General features: G+C 65.1%; 11 protein-coding genes and 1 pseudogene. 4 read left to right on the plus strand and 8 right to left on the minus strand.

The features are described 5' to 3' along the window. The 3 genes and pseudogenes from EOA24_RS12540 to rsmA form a co-directional block, all read left to right on the plus strand. Positions 1–214 (plus strand): annotated as a pseudogene (locus EOA24_RS12540) (peptidylprolyl isomerase); the annotation flags it as partial. A gap of 141 nt (positions 215–355) precedes the next feature. Beyond that, entirely contained in the window at positions 356–1,399 is a 1,044-nt protein-coding gene (gene pdxA, locus EOA24_RS12545; RefSeq protein WP_126078244.1) for a 4-hydroxythreonine-4-phosphate dehydrogenase PdxA, read from the plus strand. A gap of 8 nt (positions 1,400–1,407) precedes the next feature. Continuing rightward, positions 1,408–2,241, plus strand: coding sequence for a 16S rRNA (adenine(1518)-N(6)/adenine(1519)-N(6))-dimethyltransferase RsmA (gene rsmA / locus EOA24_RS12550; protein ID WP_126083455.1), 834 nt, complete (start codon positions 1,408–1,410; stop codon positions 2,239–2,241). 200 nt (positions 2,242–2,441) lie between these two features. Here rsmA and gmk read toward each other — a convergent pair whose 3' ends face one another. The 7 genes from gmk to fabD all read right to left on the minus strand — a co-directional run bounded on the left by gmk (position 2,442) and on the right by fabD (position 9,126). Further along, complete coding sequence (gmk, locus tag EOA24_RS12555) at positions 2,442–3,116, minus strand: guanylate kinase (protein ID WP_126061838.1); 675 nt, start codon at positions 3,114–3,116, stop codon at positions 2,442–2,444. Positions 3,117–3,121: 5 nt separating this feature from the next. Continuing rightward, a complete protein-coding gene (locus EOA24_RS12560) occupies positions 3,122–4,012 on the minus strand; it encodes a YicC/YloC family endoribonuclease (protein WP_126078245.1) in 891 nt (296 codons plus the stop codon). Between the two features lie 234 nt (positions 4,013–4,246). Then, positions 4,247–5,491, minus strand: coding sequence for an endolytic transglycosylase MltG (gene mltG, locus EOA24_RS12565; protein ID WP_127409823.1), 1,245 nt, complete (start codon positions 5,489–5,491; stop codon positions 4,247–4,249). Between the two features lie 158 nt (positions 5,492–5,649). Then, positions 5,650–6,912: a beta-ketoacyl-ACP synthase II gene (gene fabF, locus EOA24_RS12570; protein ID WP_095816073.1), complete on the minus strand. Its 1,263-nt coding sequence runs from the start codon at positions 6,910–6,912 to the stop codon at positions 5,650–5,652. A 34-nt stretch (positions 6,913–6,946) separates the two neighbouring features. Beyond that, positions 6,947–7,183 carry an acyl carrier protein gene (locus EOA24_RS12575; RefSeq protein ID WP_006203723.1) on the minus strand — a complete coding sequence of 79 codons (237 nt, stop codon included), beginning with the start codon at positions 7,181–7,183 and terminating at the stop codon, positions 6,947–6,949. A gap of 203 nt (positions 7,184–7,386) precedes the next feature. Further along, positions 7,387–8,124, minus strand: coding sequence for a 3-oxoacyl-[acyl-carrier-protein] reductase (gene fabG, locus EOA24_RS12580; protein ID WP_126078247.1), 738 nt, complete (start codon positions 8,122–8,124; stop codon positions 7,387–7,389). 60 nt (positions 8,125–8,184) lie between these two features. Then, entirely contained in the window at positions 8,185–9,126 is a 942-nt protein-coding gene (gene fabD / locus EOA24_RS12585) for an ACP S-malonyltransferase (protein ID WP_126078248.1), read from the minus strand. A 276-nt stretch (positions 9,127–9,402) separates the two neighbouring features. Here fabD and EOA24_RS12590 point away from each other — a divergent pair, with 276 nt between their 5' ends. Then, on the plus strand, positions 9,403–11,328 hold the full coding sequence (locus EOA24_RS12590; RefSeq protein WP_127409824.1) for an LTA synthase family protein: 1,926 nt from the start codon (positions 9,403–9,405) through the stop codon (positions 11,326–11,328). 660 nt (positions 11,329–11,988) lie between these two features. Here EOA24_RS12590 and EOA24_RS12595 read toward each other — a convergent pair. Further along, the coding region (locus EOA24_RS12595) for a hypothetical protein (protein ID WP_210213588.1) at positions 11,989–12,309 on the minus strand (321 nt) is incomplete at its 5' end.

Here is a 12,309-nt window from a genome sequence, read left to right on the forward strand (position 1 = left end):
GATCAAGGCCACCAAGGTCGGCGGCGCGACACCGACGCGAGAGACCGAGCGCGGCGTCGAATTCATCGGCATCTGCTCCTCGCGTGAGGTCTCCGACGACAAGGCCGCGCAGATGGTGTTCCAGGCCGAGGGCACCAACGACAAGGACGCCGACGAGCTCAGCAAGAAATATGTCGCCGAGCTGCGGCAGAAGGCCAAGATCGTCGAACGCTAGAGCCGGAGACATAGGTCGGACCAGCCTCAATCCGTCTCCCAAATCCGAGAAATGGAGCATGATGTCGTCCGAAAACCGCAGCACATTTCTCGGCGTCATGCTCTGAGCGACAAGCATGCGATACCGCAGTCAGCCCACCCAATGAGCCCGCGCAAGACCGATGCGCCGCTGGCGCTCAGTGTCGGCGACCCTTCGGGCATCGGACCCGAGATCGCCATCGCCGCCTGGCAGGCGGGCGACAGCGCCGGGGTGCCGCCCTTCTATCTGCTGGCCGACCCGGCCCTGATCAAAGCCCGCGCCCGTCTTGTCGGCGCGAATGTGACGGTTGTCGAGACCTTACCCGGACAGGCCGCGCCTCATTTTGCCCGTGTGCTCCCCGTCGTGCCGCTCCATGCGCGCCATGTCGACACCCCGGGAGAGCCGGATCCGGCCAATGCCGCCGGCACCATCGAGGCGATCGACCGGGCAGTCGCCGACTGTCTCGCCGGCAGCGCCGCCGCGGTGGTCACCTGTCCGATCGCCAAGAAGCCGCTTTACGATGCGGGATTCGGCTTTCCCGGCCACACCGAATATCTGGCGCATCTGGCTTCGCGCCACACCGGCAAGGAGGTCACGCCGGTGATGCTGCTGGCCGGACCCGATCTGCGCACCGTTCCGGTGACCATCCATATCCCCCTGGCCGAAGTGCCGAAGGTGCTCACCACGGAGCTGATCGTCGCCGTCGCGCGCATCACCGCCGCCGATCTCAAGAGCCGCTTCGGCATCGCGCGGCCGCGGCTTGCGATCGCCGGGCTCAACCCGCATGCCGGCGAAGGCGGCGCCATGGGCCAGGAGGATGCCGCAATCGTCGCCCCGGCCGTCGAGACGCTGAAGGCGGAAGGCATCGATGCGGTTGGGCCGCTGCCGGCCGACACGATGTTTCATCCACGCGCGCGCGCCACCTATGATGCGGCGCTGTGCATGTATCACGACCAGGCGCTGATTCCGGCCAAGACCTTGGCCTTCGACGAGGCGGTCAATGTGACGCTGGGCCTGCCCTTCATCCGCACCTCGCCGGATCACGGCACCGCCTTCGATATCGCCGGCAGGGGCATTGCCCGCGCCGAGAGCCTGATCGCGGCGCTCAGGCTGGCGCGCCGGCTGGCCGACAGCGATCCAAGCCGCGGCCGCGTGAGGACGCCTTGAACGAGCGCATGACGATCGACGGGTTGCCACCGTTGCGCGCGGTGATCGAGCGGCATGGACTCCAGGCCAAGAAGGCGCTCGGGCAGAATTTCCTGCTCGACCTCAACCTGACAAGCAAGATCGCCCGCGCCGCCGGCGATCTCAGCGAGGCGACCGTGATCGAGGTCGGTCCCGGCCCGGGCGGGCTGACGCGGGCGCTGCTGTTCAACGGCGCGCGGCGCGTGATCGCCATCGAGCGCGACGAGCGCTGCCTCGAAGCGCTGGCTGAGGTTTCCAGCCACTATCCCGGTCGCCTGGAGGTCATTCCCGGCGATGCGCTGAAAACGGATTTTGCCGCGCTTGCCGGTACGGCGAATGGCGGGCCGGTGAAGATCGCCGCCAACCTGCCCTACAATATCGGCACCGAGCTTCTGATCCGCTGGCTGACGGTCAACGACTGGCCGCCCTTCTACCAGTCGATGACGCTGATGTTCCAGCGCGAGGTGGCGGAGCGCATCACGGCGGGTCCAGCCAGCGACGCCTATGGCCGGCTCGGCGTACTGGCCGGCTGGCGCACCGAGGCGAGGATCGCCTTCGACGTGCCGCCGCAGGCTTTCACGCCGCCGCCCAAGGTCACCTCCTCCGTCGTGCATCTGGTGCCGCGCCCGTCTCCCCTGCCCGTCGACGGCAAGAAGCTCGGCCGTGTCACCGAGGCGGCCTTCGGCCAGCGCCGCAAGATGCTGAGGCAAAGCGTGAAGAGCCTGGGCGGCGAGGCTTTGCTGACACGGGCCGGCATCGACCCGACGCGGCGGGCGGAAACGCTGAGCGTGGAAGAGTTTGTCCGGCTGACGAACGCCGTTTGACCGCCGACGCCACCACTGGAACCCACATTCCCGACGATCAAGCCAATGCGCATTTTGCCGCGAGACGGCAGGCGGCGGGTGGCAAGTGAGGGTCGTCTGACTGACCTTTGCGCTTCGCGAGCCGCCACAGGCCGGCGCTGCCCCTCATCCGGCCCTTTGGGCCACCTTCTCCCCGTAAAACGGGGAGAAGGAAAGGCTGCCTACTCCGTCTTCTCGTCCAGCAATCCCGAGATGAAGTCGAACAGGCCAGGCCGCCTGTCGCGGCGCAGACGCTCGGCAGCAACGATGGCGCGGACCTCGGCGAAGGCGCGGTCGAGATCGTCGTTGACGATGACGAAGTCGTATTCTTTCCAATGCTCGATCTCCAGGCGAGCGTTCTTCAGCCTGGTCTCGATGACGGATTCCTGGTCCTCGGCGCGTCGCTTCAGGCGCGCCTTCAATTCCTTCATCGACGGCGGCAGGATGAAGATCGAGACGATGTCGGCGCGCATCTTCTCCTTGAGCTGCTGGGCGCCCTGCCAGTCGATGTCGAACAGCATGTCGCGGCCTTCGGCCAGCGCGATTTCCGCCGGCTCGCGCGGCGTCGCATAGCAATTGCCGTGCACCTCGGCCCATTCGAGCAGCGCGTCGGAATCGCGCAGCCGCTCGAAGTCGCGCATGGAGCGGAAATGATAGTGGACGCCTTCGATCTCCGAACCGCGGCGAGGCCTTGTCGTGACGGAGACCGAAAGCTCGAGGCTTGGATCGCTCTCCAGAAGGTTGCGCGCGATCGTCGACTTGCCGGCGCCCGACGGCGACGACAGCACCAGCATCAATCCGCGGCGGCGGATCCGGGATCCCAGATCCCTGGCAGCCGTCGGTTCCTTGGCAACCATTCCCGTCACTCCAGATTCTGGACCTGTTCGCGAAACTGGTCGACCACCGCCTTGAGCTCCAGCCCGATCGCGGTGACCGCGGCGGCGTTCGACTTGGAGCACAAGGTATTCGATTCGCGATTGAATTCCTGCGCCAGAAAATCGAGCTTGCGGCCGATCGCACCGCCGCCTTTGAGCAGCGTCCGCGCCGAAGCGACATGCGTCTTCAGCCGGTCGATCTCCTCGCGGATGTCGGCCTTGGTGGCGAGGAAGGCCGCCTCCTGATGCAGCCGGACGGCATCGAGATTGGCCGAGGCATCCATCAACAGGCGTACCTGCTCCGTGATGCGCTCGCGGATTGCCGCCGGCTCCCGCGACGGATCGGCTTCGGCCTTCAGCGTCAACGCCTCGATCGCGTCGATATGGCCGGAAAGCAGCGCGCCAAGTGCCGCGCCCTCGCCTTGCCGCGCCTGTTCCAGCCCGGCGAGCGCTGCCTCGAGCGCCGACAGGATCGCGGCGTCAAGAGCGGCGCGCTCCTCCTCGGTCTCCATCGCCTCGGGAATGTCGAGCACGCCGCGCAGCGAGAGCAGGCCGTCGGCGGTGGCGGGCTCGGTGCCGAACTGCTCCTGCAAGCGCTTCGCCAGTCCCGCCAGATCCTTGAGGAACGCCTCGTTAACCACCGGCTGGGCTTGCCTGGCAGCAGCGCGGCCGACGGTCAATGTCGCCTGGAAATTGCCGCGCGCGAAACGCTTCTGAACAGTCTGCCGGACAGAGGTCTCCAGCCGGTCGAAACCCTGCGGCAACCTCAGCCGAACCTCGGCGCTCTTGCCGTTCACCGATTTCACCTCCCAGGCGATCGAGGTGCCCTCGCTCTCGGCGGCGGACCGCGCGAAACCGGTCATGCTTTGCAGGTTCATTGTGCCTGTCATCCCCTGTGGCAGGCCAACGCAAGCGGCCCGGCGCTACACGCCCTAGAGCGTTTCACCGTTTCACGGAAACGGCGAACCACTCTATCTCTTTGTTTTTACGCAATTCCGGACGGAAAACCGCTCACACTTTTCCTGGAATTGCTCTAAAAATCGCCGGACGATCGGCCGGCGCCCCCTCAAAACATGAATATGGCGTCGCGTCAAAGGACGCGTGCGGCATGCTTATTGAGCCGCGTCGCCGCCCGCGTCGCCGTTTTCGCCGCTGTCGCCATTGTCGCCGGCGTCGCCGCCATCGGGAGCGGGCGGGGCCGTCGTCTGGCCGGAAGCCTTGGCGGCGGCGTCCGCCTGCTTCTTCTGCAGCGTCCGATAGCGGGCGACATTCTGGTTGTGCTCTTCCAGCGTCGCGGCAAAGACGTGGCCGCCATTGCCGTCGGCAACGAAATAGAGATCGCTGGTCTTCGATGGATTGGCGACCGCTTCGAGCGCCGCGCGGCCCGGGTTGGCGATCGGCGTCGGCGGCAGGCCCTTGACCAGATAGGTGTTGTAGGGCGTCTGCTTGTCGAGGTCGGACTGATAGATCGGCCGGTCGGCGGGTTTGCCCTTGCCGCCGAACAGGCCGTAGATGATGGTCGGGTCGGATTGCAGCCGCATGCCCTTGGCCAGCCGGTTGAGGAAGACGGCGGCAACGCGCGAGCGTTCGTCGCTCCGGCCCGTTTCCTTTTCCACGATCGACGCCAGCGTGACGAAATCATCGATATTGGCGATCGGCAGGTCGGGCGCGCGGTGCGACCAGACGTCCTCGACCAGCTTCTTCTGATCGGCGACGAGCTTGTCGACCATCTGCTGGCGGGTGGCGCCGCGGGTGAAGCGCAACGTGTCGGTGGCGATGCTGCCCTCGGGCGGCAAGGTCGCCGGCATGTCGCCGGTGAGCGCCTCCTGATCGGCCACGCGCTGCAATGCCTGCTCGACCGTCAGCCCTTCGGGAATGGTGAGCGAGTACATCACCGACTTGCCGCTCTTGAAGAGCTCCATGATGTCGCGCATCGAGGCGCGCGGCTTGATGGCGTATTCACCGGCCTTCAGCGCCGATTCATTGCCGGTGGCGCGCACGCCGAGCCGGAAGATGCGGGCATCGTTGATCAGGCTGCGGCGTTCCAGCTGATCGGCGATCTCCTGCACGCCGGTGTTGGGCTTGATCATGAAGGTGTCGCCATTGGCGGACGGGCCGGGCTCGACGAAAGCCTGCATGCCGAAATAGAGCGCGGCCCCCGAGGCCAGCACGATAAGGATCGCAATGGACAGGAAGAAATTCAGGAACACCACGACCTGGCTGCGCGAGGCGCGCGAGCGCTTCGACGGCGGCGGCGTGCCGGCTTCCGGACGCAACGCCTCGGCCGCGGTCTTCGGCACGATCGGGCCCTTCGCGCCTTGCCGCCCGAATTCCCCGTCGCTCGGATTAGTGTTCATGACGCCCTGCCGTCTGATCTTGCAACGAATCCCCCGGCGCAAGGCTAGGGGCGAATTTGGCAAAAATGACGGCAGTTGGCGGACTGCCGATTAGCTGTCTGTCTCGGAGCAATGCCGGGTGGAACCGTGCACTCCTCCCGGGGCCGCTCCGGTGCTGCTCAGCCGTTGTAACGCTGGAACACGAGCGAGGCGTTGGTGCCGCCGAAACCGAAGGAATTCGACAGCGCGACGTCGATCTGGCGCTGGCGCGGCTTGTTCGGCACGAGATCGATCGCCGTCTCGCGTTCCGGATTGTCGAGATTGATGGTAGCGGGAGCGATGTTGTCGCGGATGGCAAGGATCGAGAAGATCGCTTCCGCGGCGCCCGCGGCGCCCAGCAGATGGCCGACCGACGACTTGGTCGACGACATCGAGATCTTCGAGGCGGCATTGCCGACCAGGCGCTCGACCGCGCCAAGCTCGATCGTGTCGGCCATGGTCGAAGTGCCATGGGCATTGATGTAGTCGACATCGGCCGGGGAAAGCTTTGCCCGGTTCAGCGCCGCCGTCATGCAGCGGAAGGCGCCGTCGCCGTCCTCGGCTGGAGCGGTGATGTGGTAGGCGTCGCCGGTTAGTCCGTAGCCGGTGACTTCGGCATAGATCTTGGCGCCGCGCGCCTTTGCGTGCTCGAGCTCTTCCAGCACGACGACGCCGGCGCCCTCGCCCATGACGAAGCCGTCACGGTCGCGGTCATAGGGACGCGAAGCGGTCTCAGGCGCATCGTTGCGGTCGGTGGAGAGCGCGCGGCAGGCGGCGAAGCCCGCGATCGACAGCCGGGTGACCGGCGCCTCGGCGCCGCCCGCCACCATGACGTCGGCATCGCCCCACATGATCAGCCGAGCCGCGTCGCCGATGGCGTGCGCGCCGGTCGAGCAGGCGGTGACGACCGCGTGGTTCGGGCCTTTCAGGCCGTGACGGATGGAGACCTGGCCAGAGACCAGATTGATGATCTGCCCGGGAATGAAGAACGGGCTGATGCGGCGCGGGCCGCGATCCTTGAGGATCATCGCGTTTTCGGCGATGCCGTCGATGCCGCCTATGCCTGAGCCGATCAGCACGCCGGTGGCGCACTGGTCCACATGCGTCTCAGGCTTCCAGCCGGAATCGGCCAGCGCCTCGTCGGCGGCCGCGATGCCGTAAAGGATGAAGTCGCCGATCTTGCGCAGTTCCTTAGGCTCGAGCACGGCCTCCGGATTGAAGGTGCCATTCGAGCCGTCGCCGCGCGGGATGATGTGGGCGATCTTGCAGGCAAGATCGTCCACCTCGAACTCGGTGACGCGGCGGCAGGCGCTGCGGCCGGAAAGCAATTCCCGCCAGCTATGCTCGACGCCCATGCCAAACGGCGAAAGCAGGCCAAGGCCCGTGACGACGACACGCCTCATCGCAGGTCCTCCCCGATTATGCCTGCGAAAGAACTCAGGCCGAGGCCTTGTCGATGTACTTCACGGCGTCGCCGACGGTGAGGATGGTCTCGGCGGCATCGTCCGGAATCTCGACGCCGAACTCTTCTTCGAACGCCATGACGAGTTCGACCGTGTCGAGGCTGTCCGCGCCCAGGTCGTCGATGAAGCTCGCCTGCTCCGTCACCTTGTCGGCATCGACGCCGAGATGCTCGATGACGATCTTCTTGACGCGCTCTGCGGTGTCACTCATTTGGGCAATCCTCGTCTTATGTTTGTCGATCTTCGTTAGCGGGCGGAATGCCGCTAATCAAGCTGAAAGATGGTCTTGCGGGCAACGCAACGCCGCAGGACCGGTTTTTGCCCGAACCGCCGGGTTGCGGGCCGCATTACACGAAAAATGCCGGGCGTCCAAGCCGAAATGGCTGTTTTCACAGGCGTCCGGGGCTTGGCCGGTCAGATCATTGCCATGCCGCCATTCACGTGAATGGTCTGGCCGGTGACATAAGCCGCCTCATTGGAAGCGAGGTAGGCAACCGCGGACGCGACCTCGGCGCTGGTGCCCATGCGCCTTGTCGGGATGGCGGCCATGATCATCTCTTTCTGCTTGTCGTTGAGCTTGTCGGTCATGGCCGATTCGATGAAGCCCGGGGCGACGCAGTTGACGGTGATGTTGCGGGTGGCGATCTCCTGCGCCAGCGATTTGGAAAAGCCAATCATGCCGGCCTTGGAGGCGCAATAATTGGTCTGGCCGGGATTGCCGGTGACGCCGACCACGGAGGTGATGTTGATGATGCGGCCATGGCGGCGGCGCATCATCGGATGGGTCAACTCGCGGGTCAGCCGGAACACGGCGGTAAGGTTCACCTCGATCACGCTGTCCCAGTCGGCGTCCGACATGCGCATGAACAGGCCGTCCTTGGTGATGCCGGCATTGTTGACCAGGATATCCACGCCTTCGAGATCCGCCTCCGCCTTCTGGCCGAGCGCCTTCACCGCGTCGCGGTCGGTCAAATCCGCCGGAAACAGCTTTACGCGGTCGCCAAGCTCGCCTGCCAACGCTTCCAGCTTCTCCACGCGCGTGCCGTGCAGGCCGACGATGGCGCCCTGGCTGTGCAGCACCCTGGCGATCGCCTCGCCGATGCCTCCCGATGCGCCGGTGACGAGCGCCTTGCGGCCGGTCAGTTCGAACATTTTTCTCTCCTGATCTCAGAGGGGCACCCTTGGCACAGGTGCCGTCAAATCGCCAGCCTGTCAGGCGAGCGCCGCCAGCGCCGCCTCTACCTCCGCCGCCGTGCCGATGGCACCGGTGGCGATGTCGCGGTTGATGCGGCGCGCCAGGCCCGACAGCACCTTGCCGGCGCCGACCTCGTAAAGCGTGGCGACACCATTGGCGCCGAACCATTCCACCGTCTCGCGCCAGCGCACGCGGCCGGTCACCTGGTGGACCAGCCGGCGGGCGATCTCGTCCGGGTCGCTGGTCGGCGTCACCGTCACGTTCGAGACGACCGGGACCACCGGCGCCTGCTTTTCCACGCTCGCCAGCGCCTCGCGCATGATGTCGGCCGCCGGCGCCATCAACGCCGAGTGGAAGGGGGCCGAAACCTGCAGCATCAGCGCCCGCTTGGCGCCCTTTTCGGTGCACAGCTTCGCCGCCAGCTCGACCGCCGCTTTGGCGCCTGAAATCACTAGCTGGCCGCCGCCATTGTCGTTGGCAACCTGGCAGACGGAGCTTTTGGCCGCTTCCGCGCAGGCCGCTGCGACATCGGCTTGCTCCAGCCCGATGATGGCCGCCATGCCGCCCTCGCCGGCGGGTACCGCCGCCTGCATGGCGTTGCCACGGGTGCGCAGCAGCTTCGCAGCATCGCCGACCGAAACGAAGCCGGCCGCGGCAAGCGCGGAATATTCGCCCAGCGAATGGCCCGCCACATAGGCCACCTTGTCCTTCAGCGAGAAGCCGCGCGCTTCGAGCGCCCGCATCGCCGCCAGCGACACCGCCATCAGCGCCGGCTGGGCGTTGGCGGTCAGCGTCAGCGTCTCTTCCGGGCCTTCCCAGATCAGTTTCGTCAGGTTTTCGCCGAGCGCGGCGTCCACTTCCTCGAAGGCGCGGCGCGCTTCCGGGAATTGATCGGCGAGGTCCTTGCCCATGCCGACGGCCTGGCTGCCCTGTCCCGGAAAGGTGAATGCGACGGCCATTTTTGGTGTCTCCAGAGCCTGATTTTTCCCTGCCTCTGGCGCAAGGCGCACAGCCAAGTCAAGCCCGCGGGCATCCCTTTAACCCGTCTTTCAGCCGGAAAACCCGACTGACTCCCTGTTCCAAAAGGCTTTTTGGCGATCACACCTGATGAAAACCGCTCACGTTTACTTTGCTGGCTCTTCTTATTTCCGCCACAGGCGCTAGCTTTGCGTGACATTTTGATGACAGAGCCGTGACGTGCGTGGAAGGCGTGTTGCGTGGCCGGGGGAAGTAGAGTGGCAAGGATCAGGAAAGGCGCGGCCAAGCCCGTGCCGCAATTTTTGGAAGACGATCCGTCCACCGGCTACCTGCCGGGGCGACCTTGGCCGACCGTACGCTACGGCCTGGCGACGCTTCTCGTCTCCGCTCTTCTCGTGTTCGCGATCGAATGGATCGTGCGCGGCGATTTCTTCGGCACGGTCGATTTCTTCCTGCAGCCCTTCAAGCCGGGCTGGACCACCATCATCGTCTTCGCGCTGGTGCTGGTCGGGCTGGACGCCGTGATTGGCCGCAGCCACCAGAGCCTGATGATCGTGGCGCCGCTGACGCTGGCGCTCGCCTTTGTCGGTCACCAGAAATCGCACTATCTCGGCGATCCGCTCTATCCGACGGATTTCCTCTATGCCCGCCAGATCATGGCGCTGATGCCGCTTCTGGTGCGCGAGCGGCCATGGACGGCCATCATGCTGGCCGCGGCAATCGTCGGCGGGCTGGCGCTGCTGGTCTATGGCTGGCGGATCTGGCGTCGGCGGGGGCCGATCCTCAGCCGCAAGGGTCGTCTGGCGCGGCTGGCGCTTGCCGTGCCGCTGCTCGCCTTCTTCGTATCGATCATGGATTACGCCACCTTCTCGTGGACGCGCGACCGGCTGCAGATCATCCCGATCATGTGGGACCAGAAGGAAAACTACGCCTCGAACGGTTTTGCGCTGGCCTTCGCGATGAATGTGCCGATGGCGCATGTCTCGGCGCCGCCCGGCTATTCGCAAAAGGCGATGGACGCGATCCAGCGCTCCGACGTCGCCGCTTCGGTGCCGGAGGAGAAGCCGGATATCGTGGTGGTGATGAGCGAATCCTTCTGGGATCCGACGCGACTGCCCGGCGTCAGCATCAAGCCCGATCCGATCCCGACCGTGCGCGCCTTGCGCTCCGGCTCGATGTTCTCGCCCGAGTTCGGCGGCATGACCGCCAATATCGAGTTCGAGGCGCTGACCGGCTTCTCCAACGCCTTCCTGCCGGCCGGCTCGATCCCCTACCAGCAATATGTGCGCACGCCGACGCCCTCGCTGGCGACCTTCCTGAAGAGCGAGGGCTACCGGGCGCGCGCCATCCATCCCGGCACCAACTGGTTCTGGAACCGGGGCGCCGTCTATGCCGATTTCGGCTTCAACGACTTCCGCTCCGAAGAGACGCTGCCGCCGATGGAAAAGCGCGGGCCGCTGGCGTCCGACGCGGCCATGACCGATGAGATCATCCGCGAGGCCGACGCCAGCGACGATCCGGTGTTCCTGTTCGCCGTCAGCCTGCAGAACCATGGCCCTTACGAACCCTACCGCTATTACAATCCGACGCATTCGGTCGATGCGCCGATCAGTTCCTGGGCGCGGGAATCGCTGCTTTCCTACGTCGAGGGCTCGGCCGACGCGGATCATGGCCTGCAGCGGCTGATCGACTGGGCGAAGAAGCGCCAGCGGCCGACCATCATCGCCTTCTTCGGCGACCACCTGCCGCCGCTCGGACCCGTCTATGTCGAAACCGGCTTCCTCAAGGACAATGTCGCGCCTCGCAAGGAGCCTAGCGACGCCGCGCTCGAGCACCACGACACGCCATTGGTGATCTGGTCGAACCGCTCCGGTCCGGTGCAGAACGTGGGCGCGGTGAGCCCGGCCTTCCTGCCCTACCACATCCTGACCACGGCCGGCATCACGCATCCTTATTACACCGGCTTCCTCGGCGCGCTACGCGAACATTACCGGGTGGTCGACCGCAACCTGCTGCTATCGCCCGCGGGCGAAGCGACGCCGGACTGGGCGCGGCAGAAGCAGATCGATCCGAAGATCAACGATTTCCGGCTCATCCAATACGACATGATGTTCGGCAAGCGCCACTCGGCGCCCGACTTCTTCCCCGAGACGGTGAACAAGCTCGTCGCGCATACGAGCTGAGGCGGGCGTCCGCGCTCTGGCGTATTTGTGGGAAGTCTTGATCCTCAGATCGAATCAAGCCCGCTCCTGGCGGGTCGAGACCAATCGTGGAAGAGCCATACGCTTGGCGAAGGATTGGCTCGCTTCGTCAACGAGGCACGCAATAGTCCCAATAACCTCTAGTCCTGGCGTTGTTCGACCAGTACCAGCACAGATCAGGAGAAGGAGCCCGCGGCGCCACCGCCGCCACAGCGACTGTGACAATCGCCCCTAATGTTACGCCCGCGATTACAGCGCCAAAATAGGGGCGCCGAACCCACCTGCGCACGGGCCGCACCACCACGACAGGCCGTCTGACCACAGGCCGCCTGACAATGACTGTGCGACCGACCGGAGCGATTCTACGAAGCCTGACAAGTTCTTGGTCGGCGGCCTGCCAGGAGCGAATGTCGGGACTGACCGGGTTTGCGAACGAGCTGTCTATGCTGGCCATCGCCAGCAACGTCACAATTGCTGTTCTGATCTTCATTGCGTTCTCCTGATCATCTTTTCGGAAAGCAGGAAGGATCGGCACGAGCTGACTTATGAAAGCCGCCTCCGCACGCTAAAGTATTGGAGCCACAATTCTTGCCGTGGAGTACGTTACGGTTACGAAGCGAAGTCGCTGCAGCCTGAACCGTTTCAGTGCGACGCGCTTTGTTCGATGTCGAGACCGGCTTGGCGCAGGCCGATGGCCAATGCCTGGACCAATGCGGGATCTGTCTCGAGCCGAGCCATCATCGGGTAGAACGTCTTTTCGAACTCGGGCCATTTGGCGAGCAGGGCTGCAACGGCGAGCTTGCGTTCGTCCGCCGGCCCGACCTGTCCAAGCGCAGCGACCTTCAGCATCGCCGGTCCATAGGTCGTCTCGCGACCCGCCCGTTCAAGATGCTTCAGCGCGGCTGCAAAGTCCCCACGCAAATAGCAATCCAATGCGAAGGTGAGCTCAGCGTCCCTGTACAC

Source organism: Mesorhizobium sp. M2A.F.Ca.ET.039.01.1.1 (genome assembly GCF_003998035.1).
Classification (GTDB): domain Bacteria; phylum Pseudomonadota; class Alphaproteobacteria; order Rhizobiales; family Rhizobiaceae; genus Mesorhizobium.